The organism is Albibacterium profundi, assembly GCF_042159835.1.
In the GTDB taxonomy this organism is placed as follows: domain Bacteria; phylum Bacteroidota; class Bacteroidia; order Sphingobacteriales; family Sphingobacteriaceae; genus Albibacterium; species Albibacterium profundi.
Window position 1 is genome coordinate 1,438,098 of record NZ_JBBVGT010000002.1, and the last position, 21,833, is coordinate 1,459,930.

Annotated in this window: 19 protein-coding genes; 7 read left to right on the forward strand and 12 right to left on the reverse strand. The window is 40.5% G+C overall.

Features of this window, described 5'->3' with window-relative positions; translation table 11 throughout:
* Positions 1-34: 34 nt before the first annotated feature.
* Positions 35-1,121, forward strand: a protein-coding gene (prfB, locus tag WKR92_RS07865) for a peptide chain release factor 2 (RefSeq protein ID WP_375557277.1) whose coding sequence is annotated in 2 segments (ribosomal slippage) — positions 35-94 and positions 96-1,121 — 1,086 coding nt in all. Because the reading frame shifts where the segments join, the coding sequence is not laid out codon by codon here.
* Here prfB and dcd read toward each other — a convergent pair.
* Positions 1,122-1,658, reverse strand: a complete 537-nt coding sequence (gene dcd / locus WKR92_RS07870) for a dCTP deaminase (protein WP_375557278.1) — start codon at positions 1,656-1,658, stop codon at positions 1,122-1,124.
* Between the two features lie 139 nt (positions 1,659-1,797).
* Here dcd and WKR92_RS07875 point away from each other — a divergent pair, with 139 nt between their 5' ends.
* Both WKR92_RS07875 and lipB read left to right on the forward strand, forming a co-directional pair.
* Positions 1,798-2,436: a 4'-phosphopantetheinyl transferase family protein gene (locus WKR92_RS07875; RefSeq protein WP_375557279.1), complete on the forward strand. Its 639-nt coding sequence runs from the start codon at positions 1,798-1,800 to the stop codon at positions 2,434-2,436.
* Positions 2,437-2,460: 24 nt separating this feature from the next.
* Positions 2,461-3,168 carry a lipoyl(octanoyl) transferase LipB gene (gene lipB / locus WKR92_RS07880; protein WP_375557280.1) on the forward strand — a complete coding sequence of 236 codons (708 nt, stop codon included), beginning with the start codon at positions 2,461-2,463 and terminating at the stop codon, positions 3,166-3,168.
* 49 nt (positions 3,169-3,217) lie between these two features.
* Here the strand turns inward: lipB and WKR92_RS07885 are convergent, their stop codons facing one another.
* Together WKR92_RS07885 and WKR92_RS07890 are read right to left on the reverse strand one after the other, a co-directional pair.
* Positions 3,218-4,798 (reverse strand): S41 family peptidase, encoded by a 1,581-nt coding sequence (locus WKR92_RS07885; RefSeq protein WP_375557281.1) that lies wholly within the window; start codon positions 4,796-4,798, stop codon positions 3,218-3,220.
* 50 nt (positions 4,799-4,848) lie between these two features.
* Positions 4,849-6,276, reverse strand: coding sequence for an L-serine ammonia-lyase (locus WKR92_RS07890; RefSeq protein WP_375557282.1), 1,428 nt, complete (start codon positions 6,274-6,276; stop codon positions 4,849-4,851).
* Between the two features lie 123 nt (positions 6,277-6,399).
* Between WKR92_RS07890 and WKR92_RS07895 the strand changes: the two genes are divergently transcribed.
* A complete protein-coding gene (locus WKR92_RS07895) occupies positions 6,400-7,722 on the forward strand; it encodes a glycoside hydrolase family 2 protein (RefSeq protein ID WP_375557283.1) in 1,323 nt (440 codons plus the stop codon).
* Between the two features lie 84 nt (positions 7,723-7,806).
* Here the strand turns inward: WKR92_RS07895 and groL are convergent, their stop codons facing one another.
* The 7 genes from groL to miaB form a co-directional block, all read right to left on the reverse strand.
* Complete coding sequence (groL, locus tag WKR92_RS07900) at positions 7,807-9,447, reverse strand: chaperonin GroEL (RefSeq protein WP_446014092.1); 1,641 nt, start codon at positions 9,445-9,447, stop codon at positions 7,807-7,809.
* A 48-nt stretch (positions 9,448-9,495) separates the two neighbouring features.
* Positions 9,496-9,771, reverse strand: a complete 276-nt coding sequence (groES, locus tag WKR92_RS07905) for a co-chaperone GroES (protein ID WP_375557284.1) — start codon at positions 9,769-9,771, stop codon at positions 9,496-9,498.
* Between the two features lie 184 nt (positions 9,772-9,955).
* Positions 9,956-10,306, reverse strand: a complete 351-nt coding sequence (secG, locus tag WKR92_RS07910) for a preprotein translocase subunit SecG (protein WP_375557285.1) — start codon at positions 10,304-10,306, stop codon at positions 9,956-9,958.
* 15 nt (positions 10,307-10,321) lie between these two features.
* Positions 10,322-11,188, reverse strand: a complete 867-nt coding sequence (locus WKR92_RS07915) for a hypothetical protein (RefSeq protein ID WP_375557286.1) — start codon at positions 11,186-11,188, stop codon at positions 10,322-10,324.
* 26 nt (positions 11,189-11,214) lie between these two features.
* Entirely contained in the window at positions 11,215-11,625 is a 411-nt protein-coding gene (locus WKR92_RS07920) for an LptE family protein (protein WP_375557287.1), read from the reverse strand.
* Between the two features lie 117 nt (positions 11,626-11,742).
* A complete protein-coding gene (locus WKR92_RS07925) occupies positions 11,743-12,981 on the reverse strand; it encodes a sigma 54-interacting transcriptional regulator (RefSeq protein WP_375557288.1) in 1,239 nt (412 codons plus the stop codon).
* Positions 12,982-12,985: 4 nt separating this feature from the next.
* Positions 12,986-14,401 (reverse strand): tRNA (N6-isopentenyl adenosine(37)-C2)-methylthiotransferase MiaB, encoded by a 1,416-nt coding sequence (gene miaB, locus WKR92_RS07930; protein ID WP_375557289.1) that lies wholly within the window; start codon positions 14,399-14,401, stop codon positions 12,986-12,988.
* Positions 14,402-14,582: 181 nt separating this feature from the next.
* Between miaB and WKR92_RS07935 the strand changes: the two genes are divergently transcribed.
* Both WKR92_RS07935 and WKR92_RS07940 read left to right on the forward strand, forming a co-directional pair.
* The gene (locus WKR92_RS07935) at positions 14,583-16,262 is read left to right on the forward strand and encodes an AsmA family protein (RefSeq protein WP_375557290.1); all 1,680 of its coding nucleotides are present in this window, start codon (positions 14,583-14,585) and stop codon (positions 16,260-16,262) included.
* Between the two features lie 8 nt (positions 16,263-16,270).
* Entirely contained in the window at positions 16,271-18,034 is a 1,764-nt protein-coding gene (locus WKR92_RS07940; protein WP_375557291.1) for an AsmA family protein, read from the forward strand.
* A gap of 10 nt (positions 18,035-18,044) precedes the next feature.
* Here WKR92_RS07940 and WKR92_RS07945 read toward each other — a convergent pair whose 3' ends face one another.
* Positions 18,045-19,109, reverse strand: a complete 1,065-nt coding sequence (locus tag WKR92_RS07945; protein WP_375557292.1) for a branched-chain amino acid aminotransferase — start codon at positions 19,107-19,109, stop codon at positions 18,045-18,047.
* Between the two features lie 145 nt (positions 19,110-19,254).
* Between WKR92_RS07945 and WKR92_RS07950 the strand changes: the two genes are divergently transcribed.
* Positions 19,255-20,385, forward strand: coding sequence for a redoxin domain-containing protein (locus WKR92_RS07950; protein ID WP_375557293.1), 1,131 nt, complete (start codon positions 19,255-19,257; stop codon positions 20,383-20,385).
* Positions 20,386-20,527: 142 nt separating this feature from the next.
* Here WKR92_RS07950 and WKR92_RS07955 read toward each other — a convergent pair whose 3' ends face one another.
* Positions 20,528-21,820, reverse strand: coding sequence for an HAD-IB family phosphatase (locus WKR92_RS07955; RefSeq protein ID WP_375557294.1), 1,293 nt, complete (start codon positions 21,818-21,820; stop codon positions 20,528-20,530).
* Between the last annotated feature and the right edge of the window lie 13 nt (positions 21,821-21,833).

Consider the following 21,833-nt stretch of genomic DNA (forward strand, 5'->3'; position numbering starts at 1 on the left):
ATCAGAAGGTGATCAATAATTGTATATTTGCGCAATGACCAAAGAAAATATTCAGGACTTGAGGGATCGAACTGCTTCCCTGAGGAGGCATCTTTGACATCGACAAGAAGAAAGAAGAACTCCATAAAGATCAAAGTTTAACATTAACGCCAAGCTTTTGGGATGATCCTAAAGCAGCTGAACAGGTGATGTCTGCTATTCAGGGCCGAAAGGTGTGGACTGATGCTTACGATGAGCTTGCAACGCTTATCGAAGATGTATCGGTAATGCACGAGTTTTTCCAATCGGGTGATGCAAGTGAAGAAGAATTGGATGAAACGTATGCAAAAGCAATAGAGGCTCTGGAGGAATTGGAGTTTAAAAATATGCTCAGCGCTGACGAAGATCAATTTAGCGCTATTCTGCAGATAACTGCGGGTGCTGGTGGAACAGAGAGTTGCGACTGGGCTGAGATGCTCATGCGTATGTATCTGATGTGGGGCTCTAACAACGGCTATAAGGTAAGTGAACAAGATTATCAGGCGGGAGATGTAGCTGGCATAAAAACCGTAACACTTCAATTTGACGGCAGTTTCCCCTACGGCTATTTGAAGGGTGAAACCGGCGTACACCGTTTGGTTCGCATCTCGCCTTTTGATTCAAATGCAAAAAGACATACTTCGTTTGCCTCCGTATATGTTTACCCATTGATCGATGACAAAATTGAGATCGAGGTGAAAGACTCGGAAATCGACTGGGATACCTTTCGTTCTGGAGGAGCCGGCGGTCAAAATGTGAATAAAGTAGAAACGGCTGTTCGCTTGCATCATAAACCGTCTGGTATTATTATCAAAAACCAAGAGTCACGATCTCAATTGCAGAATAAGGAAAATGCGTTGCGTTTACTTAAATCGCAATTATACGAAATTGAGATGCGAAAAAAGATGGAAGCAACGGCGGCCATCGAGGGTAGCAAGAAAAAGATAGAATGGGGCTCCCAAATCCGCAACTATGTATTACACCCCTATAAATTGGTGAAAGATCTGCGTACCAATTACGAAACATCCAACACACAGTCGGTGTTGGATGGTGAAATCAACGATTTCTTAAAGGCTTACTTAATGGAATTTGGGAGCGATTAATTAAAACTCATTCTTCCACATCATGCTTTCTACTGGTCGCGTCGTCTTACGGTTGTACTTAGCGTTCCCCTTCGTGTTATAGAACGTTTGTACATCGCCTTCCACAGCAAAGTATATTAACTGGCCAATAGGCATACCGGCGTATACACGAACCGGTTGTGTCACGGATATCTCGAGTGTCCATGTATTGCAAAAGCCGACGTCTCCTTTTCCGGCAGTGGCATGGATATCGATTCCGAGTCGCCCAGTACTAGATTTACCTTCCAGAAACGGCACATGGCGGTAGGTTTCGGTATATTCAACAGTTACACCTAAATATAACGTATTAGGTTCTAAGACCAGTCCCTCTTTGGGAATCTCAAAATGAATAACCTCATTGTGTTCTTTTGCATCTAATACCCGGTTTTTATAGGTTGCAAGGTATCGACCTAGATGGACATCGTATGAGTTGGTTCCAAGACAACTACGATCGAAAGGCTCTATGACAATATGCCCACTTTCGATTTCTTCCAAAATTCTTTTATCAGATAAAATCATGTGGTAAAATTATAAAATATCACGTGCTATTCGCCTATTTAATGAAAATAAAGCTGCTTAAATAAGCATGGGACTCTTAATTTAAAGGATTAGTTCGTAATTTGTGATATTAAACATGATTTTGAGATAAGTATAACAGATGCCGATACGTTTTATCAAAGAGATAGAAGATGGTAGTACCCTAGCTTTGTGGTATATCGACGAAGATGAGGTGGTGTTGAAGAAGGGCTTAAAGATGAGTGAAGTCGAAGAAAGAGAGTTGTCTAATATACGCGCACCCTATGGACGGATTCGATGGCTTGCAGTTAGAAGAGCTCTTAACAGCCTCTTCTCACAAGATATTACGGAATGTCTTAAGGATGAACATGGGAAACCATTTGTGAAGGATTTCGATGGTTACATATCGTTGAGTCACTCGAATGAATACGCCATTGCGATTATGCATCCAAAGCATCCGGTGGGTGTTGATATCGAGATCGTTCAACCTAAGATTAAACGTATTAAGCGAAAATTCATGACGGATAAGGAGCTTTCATTCATTCAGGAGGAGCATGAGATCGAACAATTGTATGCCTGCTGGTGCGCCAAAGAATCGATCTTCAAATGGCAGGGAAGGAAAGGGATTTCCTTAAAACAAAACATAGACATTGTTCCTTTTGAATATCAACACGAAGGGCAGCTGCAAGCGCGCTTGAATACGTCAGAAGGAAGTCAATTATTAACTGTAGAATACGAAAAGCTAGAGGGGTATTTTCTTGCTTATGTTTCTAATCCGTAATTTTGGAAGTCTAAATGATCGGTAATGCAAAATAAAGAAGTTATTTTTCAAGATTGGGGTTTGGTAGATTATGAGGAGTCGTGGAACCGACAGGAAACTCTTTTTTCGGAAACGGTAGCTTTGAAAATAGCGAACCGGACACACGAGCAACCAACGGCAACGAAAAATTATTTGATTTTTGTAGAACACCCGCACGTTTACACACTCGGTAAAAGTGGAAAACCCGAACACTTGTTGCTGGATGAAGACGGACTAAGAAGTAAGCACGCTACCTATTATAAAATTAACCGCGGCGGAGATATTACTTACCATGGACCGGGTCAGATTGTAGGATACCCGATCTTAGATTTAGATAATTTCTTTACAGATATTCATCGTTACTTGCGGACTTTGGAGGAGGCAATTATTTTGACTTTGGCTGATTACGGACTAAAAGCAGATAGATATCCCGGTTATACGGGAGTTTGGCTGGATGCAGACAATGATAAAGCAAGGAAAATCTGTGCAATGGGGGTTCGTAGCAGTCGTTGGGTAACCATGCATGGTTTTGCTTTGAATATCAATTCAGAGCTTGATTATTTTAACAACATCGTACCCTGTGGAATTGAGGATAAAGCTGTGACGTCCCTAGCTACTGAATTGGGCGGTACACAGGACATAAAAGAAGTGAAGAACCGGTTAAAAGGTTATATTGGACAGGTATTTCAGATGAATTTTGTTGAATCACCATGAACACATCAACTATAGTGATTCAACAAAATCGAAATTATTCTTAATACTCCTACCTGTGTACTTTCAGTTGATCGATGATTGCAGGGTTAACTTGATACCTGTCGAGTAATACAGGTACTGGCTTAATACTACGTTTCTTAAACGCTTCTACCAGTCCGAAGTCTGCCTGTCGAGTTTGATTGCGTAATATTGACATTTGTTTCGCTAGAGAAGCGGTCGCTTCAGTCGGATCTATTATACGAAGTGCCGTTAGTATAAGTGGATCTTCTTTTGAACCTATCGGCGATAGAGGCAAATACTCGTATTCGTCAATCTCTTCGTCTGGAATTAAACCATTAACATAATCACCATCCCCATCTTTGTCAGCAAGCTTGACGATAATGGGCTGGATAGCCCAGTCAATTTGACGCGGTTTCCTTTCATCTTCAATGGTGATTGACCCTTCATTCTTGCCGACTGTTGTACCGCCAATATGAATAACATTTACATACGGTGCAAGATTGTGAATGACTAACTCACTTGCAGAAGCGGAATTGTCAGTTGCTAAAACAAAAACCCTTGGCAAATTTAGATTAGCGGCCTTGATTTTAGTTTCAATAGCCTCTGCAGCTGCTATTAATTCATCCTCGCTAGGATTGTCTGGCAAGTTTTTGGATAGAGCCGGATATAGATCGTAGAATCTTTCATCCCGGCTTTGGCCTGCTCGATCAAATTCTTGATTCAAGCGGTCGTTATAATTGTATTTGACAAAAACGTTTTCTTTATTATAATCATCCATAATGAGTGCAGATAGAGCACCTGAGACGGCGATACCTCCGCCTAGATTATAACGAAGATCTAGAATAAGATCACTTATGCCCGCAGATTTGAATTCCGCAAACACGTCAAATACTTCGTCAACTTTATTATTTAAGAAACGGTTGTAGAAAATATAACCGACTTTCTTACCATTTGTTGAGGTAATTATTGAATGATAATGTACGGATGGTTCATCAACTTTTGCTGATGTTAATGTGACAATTTTATCTGTTGTCGTCAATACGTTCCCTTCCAGAGTGGCTAAGGTAATATTAAAGGATTCTCCTGATGAATACGGTTCTAATACATCCCCGTAATTTCCAACCGTCATCTCAGTACCATCCACTCTGGTGAAGATATCTCCTCTTTCTAGATCGACTTGGTCAGCTGGTGAACCCGGAATAATGTATTTGACGACAGCAAATACTTTTGTGTCATTTTCGTATGCGAATAACATGATGTTCATCCCCGTACTAGTTGAGACACCTTGCATCCCTTCATTTAGTTCATCTGCCTTCTGTATCCACGAAAAGCGATCATCCTCATTCAGAATGGTTTCAAAAAACTTTGGTGGTGTGAGTCCGAAATCCAGATTGTTATCAGTTGGCATCTCATCATTCCAATAGTAATAAACCCGCATCTGTTCGGTAACCCATTCATTAACCTTCTGATTCTTGGCTGATTGGTCACCTGGTTCATCCTCCTCGCCGGGTAGTTCTTCTTCTTCAGGTGGAGGAGGGGCTGTTTTTTCACACGAAGCGAAGCTGATCGCGATACCTATCAATAATATCGGGATATATCTTTTTATAAGTGTAAGATAACTTACTTTCATTATATCAAATTTAGTTGACCCAAAAGTAATAAAAAACTTATAGTTATTTATTAACATTCAGGTAGGCTTAGCGGGATATTAATTGCTAAACCACCATCTGACGTTTCTTTGTACTTTGAGCTCATGTCCTGAGCCGTTTGCCACATAGTTTTTACTACGTTGTCCAAACTGACAATAGTTTTATCAGGATCTGTTTTTAAAGCAAGCTGCGACGCCGTAATTGCCTTGATGGCGCCCATGGTATTTCGTTCGATGCAAGGAATCTGTACAAGTCCACCAATTGGATCACAAGTTAGGCCTAAATGGTGTTCCATAGCGATCTCAGCTGCTATTAATACCTGGGCTTGTGTGCCTCCCAAGCATTCGGTCAATGCAGCGGCAGCCATGGAGGAGGATACTCCGATTTCTGCCTGACAGCCGCCCATTGCGGCTGATATGGTAGATCTCTTCTTAAAAATACTACCTATTTCCGCTGCAGTCGCTAAGAAATGAAGAACCTCTTCTTCTTCTATATCGTGATGAAAGACACTGAAATACAAGGCAACTGCAGGGATAACACCCGCTGCGCCATTGGTAGGTGCCGTGACGACACGACCAAAAGATGCGTTTTCTTCATTCACAGCCAATGCGAAACAACTTACCCAATCAAGCGTATATTTAAAGTCGCTTCCCCCTGATCGGATCGCTTCTACCCACGATTGGTAATCATGGTAAGACTTGCCATTTAAGAGTTTTTTGTTGAGTTTAGCAGCTCGTCGTGTAACTGATAAACCGCCTGGCAGAACTCCCTCGGTATGACATCCGCGATACACACAATCCTTCATGACCTCAAAAATGGCCAGCATCTGAGCACGGGTTTCTTCTTCACTTCGCCAAGCCGTCTCATTCTCTAATACGATATCAGAAATGCTAAGCCCAGTCCGAATACACCAACCTAATAATTCATTTGCATTTTCAATAGGAAATGCTAGGTCAATCTGATTGTTTGAATCAAGCACTTCATTTTCCTGCGTCACAAAGCCTCCACCTACTGAATAATAGGTTTCCGTTACTGCTTTGCCTGTTGTTAAGAACGCCTGAAAGGTGAGCGCATTCGGATGAAAAGGGAGACTCTCTGTAAAATGAAAAACTATATCGTCTTTAAAAGAGAAAGGTATCGTCTGTTTTCCACCAAGTGAGATTTTTTTATTGCTTTTTATATATTCGATGGTCGGATTAATCTGGTTCACATCAATAGTAACCGGATCGTCACCATTAATACCAAGGGCAACAGCTATATCAGTCCCATGGCCGTGTCCTGTTTTCGCCAGAGAGCCGTAAAGATGTATTTGTAGCTGTTCGACGTTTCTCAACAAATCCTCTTCTTCTAATCGTACCAAAAAGCGCTGCGCAGCACGCCAGGGTCCCAAGGTATGGGAACTGGATGGTCCGACACCGATTTTCAAGATATCAAAAACCGAAATCTGTTCCTTTTCCATTCTTTATCGCTAATAATCAGTTTATTTTAATTGCAAAAATACAGATTATAAACTCACATCCGAAGCTTTATCTTTGCGGGGTATACAATTAAAATTATTAACTTGAAACATAGATTCCGAGCTATGAGAAAAATTCTTCTTTTATTCTTCTTTTTACATCTTTGTTCAATTAGTTCTGCGCAGTTATATAGAGAGTATTTGCTGAGCGACTGGGTTTTTAAATCCACGGAATCTAAATATTGGTTGCCCGCACAGGTTCCGGGAAATTCTGTAGATGATCTCTTGCTGAATGGGAAGACATCGGTAAATAAAGCTGATACAACCTGGCAATATCGAACAACTTTCATTGCCGACAAACAAATCATGTCAAGAGATTTTGTGGAATTGTTATTTGAAGGTCTCGATACACGCGCGACGGTTTATCTGAATCAGGAAAAAATATTAGAAGCTAACAATATGTTTCGTTCCTGGTCAGTTCCGGTCAAGCCTTGGTTGAAAGAAGGAGATAACGAATTACTAATCGAATTTGAAGCTGACGATTATACGCCGTCGCTTCGTAAAGCTTTTTATCATTACGACAGTGGACTTTCCCTTATCCCTGCAGGGATATGGAAGCCAATTATACTGGAGTCATGGAATGACTATCGTCTGGATGATGTGAGCTATAAAGTCGAGGAAATCAAAGATAAGGTTGCTTATTTAGATGCGTCGATCGAGTTCAGAACCGCCCAGAACTTAGCTGTAGATATCGAAATATATGACGAAGTATCTGGTAGAACATTTGCGCGAGAGAACATCACATTCGATAAAGACAGCCATCGAATGGATATTCCTTTTACGATAAGAAGACCTAAATTATGGTGGCCAAAAGCGTTAGGTAAGCCCAATCTTTATAAAATAGGAGTGCGTGTGAAGGGTGCCGATAATGAACAAACATTGGGTAAGCGGATCGGTATCCGAACTATTCAGGTTGATGGGGCTAGTCGAAATGATTTACGTATCTCTATAAACGACAAACCGGTCTTGGTCAAACAGACAGATTATAGACCTTTCTTAATTAATATAAGTAGTCAGAACACGACCGATTATGAAGCAATATTTAAAGTTGTAGAGTCACTCGGCAAGACGATGGTCCGCGTATTAGGTGTCGGAGTTTATGAAAATGAGTATTTTTATGACTTAGCTGATGTACATGGCATCATGATTTTGCAAGATTTCATGTTCGTTCCCACCGATTACCCAAAGACCGAAAGTTTTCTGAAGAATGTGAAAACAGAGGCTTTGGAAAATATCAAATCATTGCAACATCATCCGTCAATTGTCGCTTGGGGCGGCGTCATGGCTGATGACCTTAATCCGGAAGATGAATCATCAGCAGGTATTAATGCTGTGTTAAAAGAATCATTGAAACAGATAAATCCTTCATATATCTTTCTACCAGAATAATAATTGATACGCTATGCCTTTTACTTATGCATAAAAAAAGGGAGCCATTCGAATAGCTCCCTTTTTTTAGTATAGAGTGTTTGATTACATCATTCCACCCATGCCGCCTCCCATTGGAGGAGCACCTGCAGCGCCGCCTTTATCTTCTTCCGGCTCGTCTGCTAATACTACTTCCGTAGTAAGTAACATAGCCGCAATCGAAGCAGCATTCTCTAAAGCTACACGAGAAACTTTAGTTGGATCGATAACACCTGCACCGATTAAGTTCTCATAAACATCGTTGCGTGCGTTATATCCATAGTCTTCTTTTCCTTCTCTAACTTTTTGAACGACGATTGAGCCTTCTACACCTGCGTTATTGCAGATTTGACGTAGTGGTTCTTCGATTGCACGTTTGATAATATTGATGCCTGTAGTTTCGTCTTCGTTTTCGCCTTTCAGATCAGCTAAGGCTTCAATAGAGCGAATGAAAGCAACACCACCGCCAGCAACGATACCTTCTTCAACTGCTGCGCGAGTTGCATGTAAAGCATCATCTACACGGTCTTTCTTTTCTTTCATTTCAACTTCTGTAGCTGCACCAACGTACAATACTGCTACACCTCCCGCTAACTTAGCAAGACGTTCTTGAAGTTTTTCACGATCATAATCAGAAGTAGTGCTTTCTATTTGAGCTTTAATTTGATTAACACGTGCTTTAATCTCATCGGTTGAACCTGAACCGTTAATCATCGTCGTGTTGTCTTTGTCGATAACTACCTTTTCAGCTTGTCCTAGAGATTCTAATTCAGCATTTTCTAATTTGAAACCTCTTTCTTCAGAGATTACTGTACCGCCGGTTAGAATTGCGATATCTTCCAACATAGCCTTTCTGCGATCTCCAAAACCCGGAGCTTTTACAGCAGCTACTTTTAGCGAACCGCGAATCTTGTTAACAACTAATGTTGCTAAAGCTTCGCCGTCTAAGTCTTCCGCGATAATCAACAATGGTTTTCCAGTTTGAACTTGTTTTTCCAATATAGGAAGAAGCTCTTTCATATTGCTAATCTTCTTGTCGTAGATTAAGATATATGGGCTTTCTAATTCAACTTCCATTTTATCTGTATCGGTAACAAAGTACGGAGATAAGTAACCTCTGTCAAATTGCATACCTTCCACAGTTTTCACTTCTGTCTCAGTACCTTTAGCTTCTTCAACGGTGATAACACCGTCTTTACCAACTTTATTCATTGCTTCAGCAATCAATGTACCGATTACTTCATCATTGTTTGCAGAGATAGAAGCAACTTGCTTGATTTTGTTGTTGTCTTCTCCTACAGTTTGTGATTGAGATTGAAGACTGTTTACGACAGCAGATACTGCTTTATCAATGCCACGCTTTAAGTCCATCGGATTTGCACCAGCAGCAACATTTTTAATTCCTGCCGTTACGATAGCCTGGGCCAATACCGTTGCAGTTGTAGTACCGTCACCTGCTTGATCAGCTGTTTTCGAGGCTACTTCTTTGACCATCTGAGCACCCATATTTTCCATCGGCTCTTTCAAGTCGATTTCTTTGGCTACTGTTACACCGTCTTTCGTGATTGCTGGAGAACCGAATTTCTTTTCAATGATTACGTTACGACCTTTTGGCCCCAACGTTACCTTTACTGCATTAGCAAGTGTGTCTACACCTTTTTTAAGTGCATCACGTGCATCAATATTATATTTTACTTCTTTTGCCATTATATTTTATTTGTATGATAATTCTTGATTATAAAACCGATCCAATGATTAAAGTACTGCGTAAATGTCTGATTCGCGCATGATTAAATACTCTTTTCCTTCATAAGTAATTTCGGTGCCTGCATACTTTCCGTAAAGTATCTGGTCGCCTACTTTTACGGTTAATGGTTCATCAACTTTCCCTGTGCCGACAGCCACTACAGTACCATGTTGAGGTTTTTCTTTTGCAGTGTCTGGGATGTAAATTCCTGAAGCGGTTTTTTCCTCAGCAGGAGCGGCTTCTACTACCACTCTGTCTCCGATAGGTTTAATGCTTAATGCCATAATTATTCTATTAAAATTTAGTGTTAATACTTTTGTAAAGTTTTCTACTGGGTGATATTCAGTAACTATGCCAAAGTGATTTGGGGCGATAAACTGACACTTTCTATGTAAAAATGTCAGGGTCTTCCAACAAAAAAAGGGATGAATTTATTTTTCATCCCTTTTTGTTAGTCTTTTATGTCAATTAATTTGTTGTGTCGGCTGGACTTTCCGGGGTAACCGGTGTTGTGTTCAAATCCGGTGCTGGTGTCGTTGGCACTGTTGTCGGCTGGATTTGGTCTCCTAAGCCTGAGCCCGTACCGCTACCGCCGCCCAAAGGCATCGTTACATTGATCAACAATGAAATTACCATAATTGCAATTACAAGGATCCATGTCCCTTTCTCTAAAATATCTCCAGTGCGTTTAACGCCCATTAAATTGTTCGACCCGGCAAACTGAGATGCTAAACCACCTCCTTTAGGATTTTGTATCAGTACTACAAATACCAGTAGCGCACAAGCAATTATGATCAGGGTAATGAATAAGTAAAACATTGTATGATAGTTAATTTAAATTTTTTGATTCAATAGTTCAATTTGCCCCGCAAAATAAAGACTTTTTTCGGGATATTTCAAACTTAATTTTTTATAGGTGTCAATGGCTTTGTGATAGAGTCCCTGTTCGGCATAAATTTTTGCTAGGGTTTCGGAAACAAAACCCGAATCATCTTCAGCGCTTCTTCTCGCTTTATTTTCTAGATTTATCTTTTCAGCAGACGGAGGCTTGATCTGTGGTTCCTCTTTTATAAACCTTTCGATAATTGGGTCTTCTTTTCTTGGAACTTGGAACGGTTTAGCTTTACCGTCAAATTGTTCGCTCAATTTTGACTCTGGGTTTTGTAAGCTGAAAATATGTTCGCGTATTTGTTGATCTAAAGGGTTGTCGAGTTTATTGCTTTCAGGAATTCTATCTTCAGACTGTCTGCTCGAAGTGTAGGGTTGATTAGATTCTGCGTATTCATTCCTCATTTTTTGCAACCACCATACATAGGAATACGGCATCCAATCGTCAATATATCTGCTGGGCGTTTGATTGTCAGCGCTGTCTGTTTTTTGTGCAAGCTGCCGATGTTCGGAGCTAGGTTGTTGTGCTTGCGTGGTATCATTTTTTTCGGACAAATCTGATTTTTCGTCCTCCTTAGTTTGAAAAACATATGCACGGTATTTCGCTGTGTCTGAGCTGAATATAGCCCCATGCTGATATCGGTCTTTCGCGTCGGAGCTATTTTCAATAATCCCTAAACGAGCATGTAAAAACCAAAGAGCATTGACGTAGGGATATTTATCAATGAGCTTTTTTATATCGCTTGATTTCGCCGAGTCTTGGTTTGTGAACGACAATTGAAAGAGTTCCTGTTTTGCTATTTTACCATCCATTTTTCCTTGCTTTAATCATTTCGAATTTACCAATTCGCGAACGCACGATTAAAGATATCCTCTGTGAGCATATCGTTGATGCTTTTAATTAGCTGAGGTTCCTGCGCCTGAATAGGACCTGCTGTCGTCGAAAAATCCTCAAATCGACTAAACGATTGTTCGAAATTTAACTTCGGATCTAAGCGATTCTTATAAGTTACCGTTACCGTTATCGTAAGTCGGTTCAAGCCGGCACGGTCATTCCCTTGTACAGCTGTTGGTGTAATGCTATAGCCGGTTATCCTGCCTTGAAATGCAGCGTCTGCATCGGTACGAACCATGCTTAACCGTGATTGATTTCTGATTCGTGTCTTCAACGCCTCTGTAAATTCTTGACTAAGGTAAGTCACGACGATAGGTGCTGTATTTTCGAAAAAGTCAACGCTTACCGTATTCATCTCGGCGGGTATAGAAGCTCCTGTAAAGCTGTATATGCCGCATGAAAGATGCGATCCCATTGCAATGCAACATATTAGGAAAATCTGTTTAAACTTCTTTAGTGGCTTAAGACGCATTTAGTTTAAATTTAAGTCTTTTATTTTTCGATACAGCGTTCGTTCAGATATCCCCAATTCCTGTGCGGCTAATTTACGTTTTCCCTTATGTTTCTTTAATGCTTTTTTAATCAGATCAGACTCCTTGTCCACCAACGAAAGCGATTCTTCAATTTCCTCGGCTTCTTCGGTAATATTTACATCTTCATCGCTTTCCCTTTTTGCTTGATGTATCGTTAGGGTAGAGGATGGGCCAAGTTCATTTTGCGAATGGGCGGTATCCCGATAAAGCTGATTGATATACGGCGAATGTTCATCGATCGTGGATGCATTCACTCCGTTGTTTACAATACCCAATACTAGCTTCTTCAGCTCCATCATGTCTTTCTTCATATCAAAGAGTACCTTGTAAAGGAGGTCTCTTTCTGAAAAATCGTCACTCTTGTTATGCCCCAAAGTCGTCGGCAGTGAAGTCCTTTCTTCCGCAGGGAGGTATTTTCTCAAGGCCTCTGCATTTACGTTCCTGTCTTTTTCAAGTACGGCGACTTGCTCAGCTATGTTTTTTAGCTGCCTTACGTTCCCCGGCCAATTATACTGTATTAACAGAGACTGTGCATCGTCAGTCAGCTGTACATTCGGACTGCGGTACTTAAAAGTGAAATCCGATATAAATTTCCGGAACAGCAGATGAATGTCCTCTTTTCGTTCCCTTAATGACGGTATTTTTAATGGAACGGTATTTAAACGATAGTAAAGATCTTCTCTGAATTTACCTTTCTCTACCGCATTAAATACGTCAACATTGGTTGCCGCAATTACACGGACATCTGTTTTCTGAACTTTTGAAGAGCCGACACGAATGTATTCACCAGACTCCAATACTCGTAATAAACGGGCTTGGGTATTAAGGGGCAGCTCGGCCACTTCATCAAGAAAAATAGTTCCGCCGTTTACGGCTTCAAAATAGCCTTTCCTCGCTTCATGTGCACCCGTAAAGGATCCTTTTTCATGTCCAAATAATTCAGAGTCGATGGTGCCTTCTGGAATTGCCCCACAGTTTACGGCAATAAAGGTCCCATGTTTTCGAGCACTTAGCTGGTGGATAATATGTGAAAATACCTCTTTTCCGCTTCCACTCTCGCCAGTGATGAGTACCGATATGTCGGTCGGTGCCACTTGTCTCGCAATATCAATTGCTCGGTTCAGTAAGGGAGAGTTCCCTATAATACCAAACCTATTTTTTATATCTTGTATATCCATTTGACTAATCTATAATTCTTCCTATCAATGTAGCTGAAGTACAGGTTTCGCCAATTACATTTACGTAATCTCCAATTTTATATGATCCTTTTGGAAAAACAACCATCGCGTTCTGATCATTCCTGCCACAATAATCTTGGTCTGATTTTTTTGAATAACCCTCTATCAAAACTCGGTGTACTTTCCCAATTTGATTTTCTAGCCTGAATAAGCTATGCCCACGTTGTTTGTGCACTATTTCTGTGAGGCGACGTTTCTTAACTTCCTCTGGAACATCATCTTCGTATCGTTTAGCTGCCAAGGTTCCAGGTCGTTCCGAGTATGTAAACATATATGCGTAATCATACTGCACTAAATCCATAATAGATAACGTATCCTGATGATCCTCCTCAGTTTCTGTACAAAAACCAGATATGATGTCTGTAGATATCCCACAATCAGGTATGATTCGGCGAATGGCATTAATACGATCTATATACCATTCCCTGCTATAGGTACGGTTCATCAGTTCTAACACACGCGAGTTCCCAGATTGGATTGGTAAGTGAATATAATTACATATGTTCGGGTACTTTGCAATGGTATGGAGAACTTCGTCGGTAATATCTTTTGGGTGGGAAGTAGAAAAACGCACTCTCAACAAAGGGCTCACATCTGCAACCAATGCCAAGAGCTTTGCAAAATTGACGATTTCTTCGTCATTTTCACCTTTATGTTTATATGAATCCACATTTTGCCCCAATAAAGTTACTTCACGATAACCAGCTTCAAACAGATCCTTCGCTTCTTTGACGATGGATTCCGGATCTCTGCTACGTTCCCGTCCGCGCGTAAATGGCACAACGCAGAATGAACACATATTGTCGCAACCACGCATGATCGAAATAAAGGCCGTGATGCCATTTGAGTTTAAACGAACCGGACTAATGTCAGCGTAGGTCTCTTCTCTGGAAAGAAGAACGTTCACTGAGCGGTTCCCATCTTCAACTTTGGCGATTAAATTTGGCAAATCGCGATAAGCATCAGGACCTACTACTAAATCTACCAATTTCTCTTCTTCCAGGAATTTAGACTTTAGCCGCTCTGCCATACAACCTAGAACACCGACAATCATGCCTGGATTTTCGCGTTTGGCTCGCTTAAAATCTCCCAAGCGAGTACGAACACGTTGCTCTGCGTTTTCGCGGATCGAACAGGTATTGATAAAGACAACATCAGCATCATTATAATAACCCGTCGTTTCAAAACCGTTGTCTAATAAAATAGAAGCCACGATTTCACTGTCCGAAAAATTCATTTGGCAGCCGTAACTCTCAATATAAAGTTTCCTCCTCCCTTTACCTGGCTCTTTTTCTAAAAGAAGCGCTTCGCCTTGGCGAGCTTCATCATGTACTTTTGATTGGATAGGTGATTCTAACATTTACTTCTAATTTCAAACGACAAAGATACAAAAAAAAGACGAAAATGACAGTTTGTCAGGTAACGATTATTTTATTTTACCCTCAGCTAACTATTCAAGGCTTTGATTGTTACTATAGCCAAGTAGTGTAGGTTTTAAAAATTAAGATAACCTGACTCACGCACTTATTAAAGGAACATCTATGAATAAAATGAATACCCACAGCCATAAGAGAAATAAATGGAGAAAGCTGGTAATTTGGTTCGGAATCGTGCTTGGGGTTATTGTAATAGCCTTAGTAATTGGCGGTTTTATGCTTCAGAATAGCATGCCTGAAAAGCTCAAAGAACGGGTGGCTAAAGAAAGCAACGGTGTTTATCAACTGAACTTCACCGATATGAACGTAAGTTTGTTGAGAGGTGCAGTCACATTAGAGAATGTCAGCTTATTGCCAGACACAGCAGCATATTTTCATTCCGCCGACAGCAGTCGTTCTGCCAGCCTTTTTGAAGTCGACCTGAACTCTCTCTCCATTTCTGGGGTGAATGTGCTGAAGTTGCTTTTTAAAAAAGAAATACAACTTTCTACCATAACACTCAACCGTCCCAATTTGACCCTCTTGTCGATGCGGGATACAGTCGACCGTAACGAGGTTGAGAAAACCTTGTATGATAAAATGCCGGATTTCCTCAAGGAAACCGAAATAGAATTGCTTCGAGTGAATGAGCTTTCTTTTGTCGAACAAAAAGGTGGAGATACCACTGAAAGGGGAGGACGTTTATCGGGCCTGTCTTTCGCGTTGGAGTCAATCTATATCGATTCATTGCGAACTAGTGATACAACCGCATTTTGGTTCTGCGACGATGTGCGAATCGATAGTCGGAACGTTAAATACGAATCGGCCGATGGTATGTATATTTTCGACATAGCGTCTGTCCAATCTTCACTAAAAGACGGTTTTCTCAATATTTCGAATTTTAAACTCACACCACAATATCCAGAGATCGAGTTTTCGCAGCGATTGGGGACAGAAGGTGACCGCTACCAAATTGTCGTTGAAGATATTAAAGCGAGCGAAATAAATTTCAAAGATTTAGAACTGAATGAGGTGTTGAAGTTATCAACGTTGAGTTTGGAAGATGCTGAACTACGAATATTTAATAATAAAACCCTTCCCGAAAGTGGTAAGATAAAGGCGGAGAATTTTCCAAATATAGCCATGAAGCGCCTTGGACTGCCAACAACGATTGATACACTGCTGATGAAAAACTTCGCTGTTTATTATAAGGAGATGAGTCCCAAATCTGAGAAAGCGGGTACGGTATTCTTTACCAACTTGTACGGTACACTTAGAAACGTAACGAATGATAGTAGCCGATGGGAGTCTGATTCTTGGTGCAGGTCTGACTTTAAGACTAATTTTATGGGTAAAGTGCCGTTAAAGGTCAATTTAAACCTCAATATGGCTGATAAGGATGGTGAGTTCAATTATAAGGGGTCTCTGGGCAAAGGAAACGCGAAACTGTTTAATCAGTTCGCTGAACCTCTCGGATTAGCAAGAATTGAAAAGGGTGTTATTAATCAAGTTACTTTTTCCATTAACGCCAATCGCTACGGTTCATCAGGAACAGTGCAAGCATTGTATGATAATATAGAGATTAGTCTCTTGGATAAAGACGGTAATGTATTAAAGAAGAAGGGCTTCCTTTCGTTTTTAGCAAATTCGCTTATTGTTAAGAATAGTAACCCTCGTAAAGAGGGAGAGGAGCCAATATCCGCAGAAATATCTCATTTACACCCGCAAGACAAATCATTTTTTAATTTGATGTGGAAGAGTATTTATGCTGGATTAAAGGTAAATTTAGGCATTCCAGATTTATAGCAAACTATATGAATAAAGCTTTAAAAATCGTCCTCGCGATATTCTTATTTATTATCATCGCCGTTTTGGCTGGGTCTTGGTATTTAAGTAAACATTGGCGGCCGATCCTCAATGAACGTCTACAGGTGTTGGTAAGTTCGTCATCTGATAGCCTATATACCCTGACTTATGACGATTTGGAGTTTAGTTGGTACCGTGGTTATGCATCTCTGACCAATGTGGCTTTGAAGCCGAATCAGGCAGTATTCGACAGGATGAAAGCTGATAGTTTAGCACCGGATAATCAATACTCGATTCAGGTCGGCTTGGTTGAAATAAAGAATTTTCATCCAAGTCGATTATATCGACAACAAAAGCTCAATATCGATGATATTATATTGGTGGATCCAGTAGTTTCAGTTATCAATGAAACCATGCCCAAAAAAGATACAATCGAAGTTAAAGATCAACGAACGTTGTATCAAAAAATATCGAAGCTATTGAAAGAGATTCGGGTTGATAATTTTAACGTCAATAACCTGACACTTACCTATCAGAATAACAATACCGATGATAGTATCACTACTCGTTTGAAAAATATCAACTTACAGGTCAGTGACATCTTACTCGACTCGCTCTCAGGTCAGGATACTTCTCGAATTTACTATTCGAAAGGAGTCCATTTTAAAATGAAAAACTATCGGATAGCCACTCGTGACAGTCTTTATCATGTCAACCTTTCGGATATCGATTTCTCTACGGCGGCGAAAGAACTCAAAATCGACCATGTTGCGTTAGTCCCTCGCTATAATAAAGATGAATTTTATGAAATGGCAGCGAAGCCGACGGAGCGCTTCGAGCTATCATTCGATTCGTTGCTTATTCAGGGAATTGACATACCCCGTTTATTAGAATCCCAGCAGTTTCGGGCAACTAAAATTAGCACATCCGGCGGAGATATGGAGGTGGCCGCCAATACAAATTACCCAAAGCCGGTAACGGATAAAAGAGGGAAGGACCCTCATCAACAGATTTTAAAATTGGCCTGGAATATCGGAGTAGACACCCTTCATCTTAGCAATATGAATATCGTTTACGAAGAGCTTAGTAAGGTAACACAACAGAGAGGGAAGATCTCTTTCAATAATTCCGAGATTTCCTTATACAACATAACGAACGATTCACTCTTGCTCAGTCGCTCCCCCCATCTAAAAGCGGAAGTGCGAACAAAGTTTATGAATGCGGCATCGTTAGATGTTCATTTTGATTTTAATATGTTATCGGAGATAGGCGCCTTCCAATATCATGGAAAGCTGGGTGCAATGAATGGGCGGGTGCTAAATCAAGTATTGAAACCATTGGCGCAAATTGAAATCAATTCCGCAGATATACGGTCTTTAGCGTTCAACTTTAAAATAGATCAGCGTAAATCAGTTGGAACGGTCGACTTCCGGTATGATAATTTGAAAGTCAAGTTATTGATGCTAGAAGATAAAGGAGCCATCATTTCTAAAAGAAAATTGGCTTCATCACTTGCTACCACCGTTATCATTAATAGTAGTAACCCCGATGGGATAGGGAAGTATACACGCGGAAATGTGTATTACAATCGGCCTCAGTCTTATGCATTCTTTAAAATTATCTGGAAAAGCCTTTTTCAGGGCATAAAAACAAGTGCCGGTGTCAGTGAAGAGCGAGAAGCTAAATTAAAAAATACTGCCAAAGACACGAAACGCGCCGCAAAAAAGGTAGGCTCCTTTATAAAGGGAATTTTCAAAAAGAAAGAAGAGTAGAATTTAGTGCTTAATCAAGCACTAAATTCCAGCCAAATTCATCTTCGATGCGACCGTAACGCAAATCGTTCAGATAGGCAAGTACTTTATTGGAGAAAGCGCGGGTTGCCGGATCACTTAATTTGTAAACCTTCCCTTCATGCCCTATTTCAACTATTGGTGTTAAAGTTGCCGCCGTCCCCGCCGCAAATGCTTCGGTGACTGATCCATCCTCAATTCCATTGATCAGTTCCTCTATAGATACTTTCCTTGATTCGGTTTTCAAACCCCATTTCTTGGCGATATCCATAATGCTCAAGCGTGTAATTCCACGTAAGATAGTTTCAGAAGAAGGTGTTATCAGCGTGTCGTCCATAATGAAGAGCAAGTTGGCTGTTCCCGCTTCTTCTATATAGGCGTGTTCTTTCGCATCGGTCCACATCAGTTGATCGAAACCTTCTTCCTGCGCTAAGCGAGTCGGATGAAGCGATAATGCGTAGTTGCCAGCATTTTTTGAAAAACCAACACCGCCTTCTGCTGCACGTGTAAAATGGGTTTCAATCTTAACTCGTAAAGGCTTATTATAATAGGCGCCGACCGGACTCGTGATGATTAGGAACTTGTAACTGGCAGAAGGGTGTACCCCAAGGGCAGCCTCAGTTGCAAACATATACGGACGAATATAAAGTGACGTACCTGGATTTTTAGGAACCCAATCTCTATCTGTTCTAATCAGCTCTTTCATGCCTTCAAGAAAAATTTCTTCCGGCACTTCCGGCATTTCAAGTCGCGCAGCCGACTTGTTAAAGCGGATATGATTTTGGTCTGGACGAAAAATGCTGATCTGTCCATTCTCCAGGCTATAAGCTTTAATCCCTTCAAAGATTGCTTGTCCATAATGCAAAGCAGATGCCGCAGGGCTCAAAGACAGGTTCTCGTAAGGAACGACCTTCACACTTTGCCAGCTACCGTTGTCATATTCTGCCAACAACATGTGGTCTGACATGATTTTTCCAAAATTAAGATTTTCAAAATCTACTTGAGCTAAACGCGAATTTTGAGTTTGCTCAACGGCTATAGAATGCACTTTTTCCACGATAAACGTTGTTTAAATATTTATGTGCAATTTACAAAAAAAGAACAATTAACATTTAGAATATTTGTTTTTTAGGTTTTTGCCATTATATATGTACTTTTGATTTCAACGTTATATAATTTAAAACTCAAAAAAATAAGATACAATGAATAAAAAAGCACTATTATGCTCGTTAGCAGCATTGCCATTCATGGCATTTGCTCAACAAAGCTTTACAATAAAAGGACAGCTGGGATCTATCTCTTCCCCTGCCAAGGCTTACCTTCTTTACTCAAACGAAGGAGAGAGGATAACGGATTCAGCAACCATTGAAAATGGTACGTTCACTTTTTCAGGTACGGTAAATGAGCCAACTTCGGCAACATTAGCTATCGACCCAGACGGTGTAGGAATGAGCCAGTTAAGAGATCCGGATCGTACTACCCTATATTTGGAAGATGGTACGATCACACTAAAAGCAGATAGTTTGGTGGCAGAGGCAGAACTTGGTGGAACTCCGTTGAACGTAGATCAGAAAAAAATGAACGTACGTCTAGACGAGGTAAATGCGAAGCGCCAGCAATTCTTAGCTGATTATGCTGCAGCGAGTGACGAGCAGAAACAAGATCCGGCTTTCGGTGAAAAGATGAATGCTCGCTATGAACTGATCCAGGAGGAAAGAGATGAAGTGCTGAAGCAATTTATTGTCGAAAATCCTAACTCATTACTGAGTTTAGAAGCGTTGATTGATTATGCGGGATACGCACCGGAATTTTCGGAAGTTGACCCACTGTTGTCTGCGCTTTCTCCTGAATTACAACAACATGAAAAAGGGCTTGCTTTAAGAAAGACTTTAGATATTGCTAAAACAGTGGCTATCGGCGCGGTTGCACCTGATTTTACGCAGAATGATCCCGACGGTAAGCCCGTTTCTCTTTCGTCATTCCGTGGCCAATATGTGTTAATTGATTTCTGGGCTAGCTGGTGTGGGCCTTGTCGTCAAGAGAACCCAAACCTGGTTGCTGCCTATCACAAGTTTAAAGATGATAACTTCACTGTATTTGGTGTATCCTTAGATCGCGAAACTGGTAGAGATGCTTGGTTGAAAGCGATCGAAGATGATAAATTAGAATGGACACAAGTATCAGATCTTAAATTTTGGGAAAACGAAGCTGCACAGCTGTATGGTGTACGGGCGATTCCGCAAAACTTCTTAATCGGTCCCGACGGGAAAATTGTTGATAAAAACTTACGGGGTGAAAAGCTTCATACCCGGTTGGCAGAACTGCTAAAGTAAAGTATCCAAATTGTGTCTTGCCCTTCTATGGATGTCAAACAGCAAGGCCCCTCAAAACCAGTGTTCGAGGGACCTTGCTGTTTCATGACGCGACTAGCCAAGTGTTTTAATACTAGCTACGTATCCTAATAGAGCGCTCTAACTAATAGAGCACTCTAAACTTAATGGTGTGTTCAACCGATTTCAGTTCTTTTAAGACTGTTTTGTCGTATTTTCGGCTAATATCTGTGATAACATAACCCAGCCCTTTCTTCGTCATCAGAAATTGTGCAACAATATTGATGTCGTGATCTCTTAAGATTCCATTAATTCGAGCCATAATTCCCGGAACATTCTCGTGAATATGGATTAGTCGATGCGAATCATTTTTCTGAGGGACATTTAAATTAGGGAAATTCCGACTCATCATCGTGTCACCATTGTTAATAAAGTTAGCCATACGGCGAGGGATAAAATCAGCATTTTTCCACTTATTCTTCTTATCATCAAAAAGAACAATTCCGCGATTGCGACAAAAATCGCGGTCGATCTGACGTTTACTATTCCCCAAATAACCGATGGTTTTTAATCGTGACGCAGATTCAATCATCTCATTGCTAAGCGATATACCATCTTCCAAGAGAAGCATGCCCACCTCCTTTAAGTCAGCTTCCTCCAAATTTTTCACCGATACTGTCTTGAAACCATCTTTCTCGAAGAAGTGGGCTGCATGTTTAGGGATTGACCCCACAAGTAAACAGATGATTCGGTTTTTGGGATAAGAAATAGCCCGCGGAAGTTGATTGATGTACAAAAATTCATCGAAATTCGGAGCTATATGGTCGGCTTTTGAAGATACTGAATCCCGTTTGATGTTTTCAGTAAACGCATAAAACTTTTCGATCATACCCGACTCTTTTAATTGAAAGTCAGAGTAACCGTCTCCTATTCCATGAATCTCACCTTTCAGCTTAAGTTGTTGAAGTAGTTTTACTTTCCCTCCTTCTTCAGAGAGAGGGTTATTGGCGTCAAAACCGATGATATTCCCGTTCACATCAAAAATGAAGGTATTCGCATACACATTCTCTTCTGCGATATGATAATTTTGAACTACTGGACAAATAAACTCTTTAAAACCACCGGAAACAATCAGCACGTTATCTGCATTTTCTTTGAAAAATTCTTTGTTTCTTGAAAATGACGCAGATACTTTTTTCTTGAGCTTTTTGATAAGCAACTCCAAGTGGTCTTTATTGGCATGCAATAGTTGAAGACGTTTATTTAGGCTCTCGCGAAAGGATAGCCTACCTTCCATTGCCAAGGTCGTAAGTGATTCGATCTCATCGAGGTAGCGCTGCTTATTTGTGTTGTTTTTTAAGGATATTTTTGCTAATTCATCTAGTGCCTCTACTTGAGTAAAGGTGCTGTCGAAATCGATAATATAACTTGTTTTCATTTAAATAAATATT

Bases quoted from the DNA above. Each gene is read 5' to 3' on its own strand.
- dcd (WP_375557278.1), bottom strand. From the start codon at position 1,658: ATGATTTTATCTGATAAAAGAATTTTGGAAGAAATCGAAAGTGGGCAT.
- WKR92_RS07875 (WP_375557279.1), top strand. From the start codon at position 1,798: ATGCCGATACGTTTTATCAAAGAGATAGAAGATGGTAGTACCCTAGCT.
- lipB (WP_375557280.1), top strand. From the start codon at position 2,461: ATGCAAAATAAAGAAGTTATTTTTCAAGATTGGGGTTTGGTAGATTAT.
- WKR92_RS07885 (WP_375557281.1), bottom strand. From the start codon at position 4,798: ATGAAAGTAAGTTATCTTACACTTATAAAAAGATATATCCCGATATTA.
- WKR92_RS07890 (WP_375557282.1), bottom strand. From the start codon at position 6,276: ATGGAAAAGGAACAGATTTCGGTTTTTGATATCTTGAAAATCGGTGTC.
- WKR92_RS07895 (WP_375557283.1), top strand. From the start codon at position 6,400: ATGAGAAAAATTCTTCTTTTATTCTTCTTTTTACATCTTTGTTCAATT.
- groL (WP_446014092.1), bottom strand. From the start codon at position 9,447: ATGGCAAAAGAAGTAAAATATAATATTGATGCACGTGATGCACTTAAA.
- groES (WP_375557284.1), bottom strand. From the start codon at position 9,771: ATGGCATTAAGCATTAAACCTATCGGAGACAGAGTGGTAGTAGAAGCC.
- secG (WP_375557285.1), bottom strand. From the start codon at position 10,306: ATGTTTTACTTATTCATTACCCTGATCATAATTGCTTGTGCGCTACTG.
- WKR92_RS07915 (WP_375557286.1), bottom strand. From the start codon at position 11,188: ATGGATGGTAAAATAGCAAAACAGGAACTCTTTCAATTGTCGTTCACA.
- WKR92_RS07920 (WP_375557287.1), bottom strand. From the start codon at position 11,625: ATGAATACGGTAAGCGTTGACTTTTTCGAAAATACAGCACCTATCGTC.
- WKR92_RS07925 (WP_375557288.1), bottom strand. From the start codon at position 12,981: ATGGATATACAAGATATAAAAAATAGGTTTGGTATTATAGGGAACTCT.
- miaB (WP_375557289.1), bottom strand. From the start codon at position 14,401: ATGTTAGAATCACCTATCCAATCAAAAGTACATGATGAAGCTCGCCAA.
- WKR92_RS07935 (WP_375557290.1), top strand. From the start codon at position 14,583: ATGAATAAAATGAATACCCACAGCCATAAGAGAAATAAATGGAGAAAG.
- WKR92_RS07940 (WP_375557291.1), top strand. From the start codon at position 16,271: ATGAATAAAGCTTTAAAAATCGTCCTCGCGATATTCTTATTTATTATC.
- WKR92_RS07950 (WP_375557293.1), top strand. From the start codon at position 19,255: ATGAATAAAAAAGCACTATTATGCTCGTTAGCAGCATTGCCATTCATG.
- WKR92_RS07955 (WP_375557294.1), bottom strand. From the start codon at position 21,820: ATGAAAACAAGTTATATTATCGATTTCGACAGCACCTTTACTCAAGTA.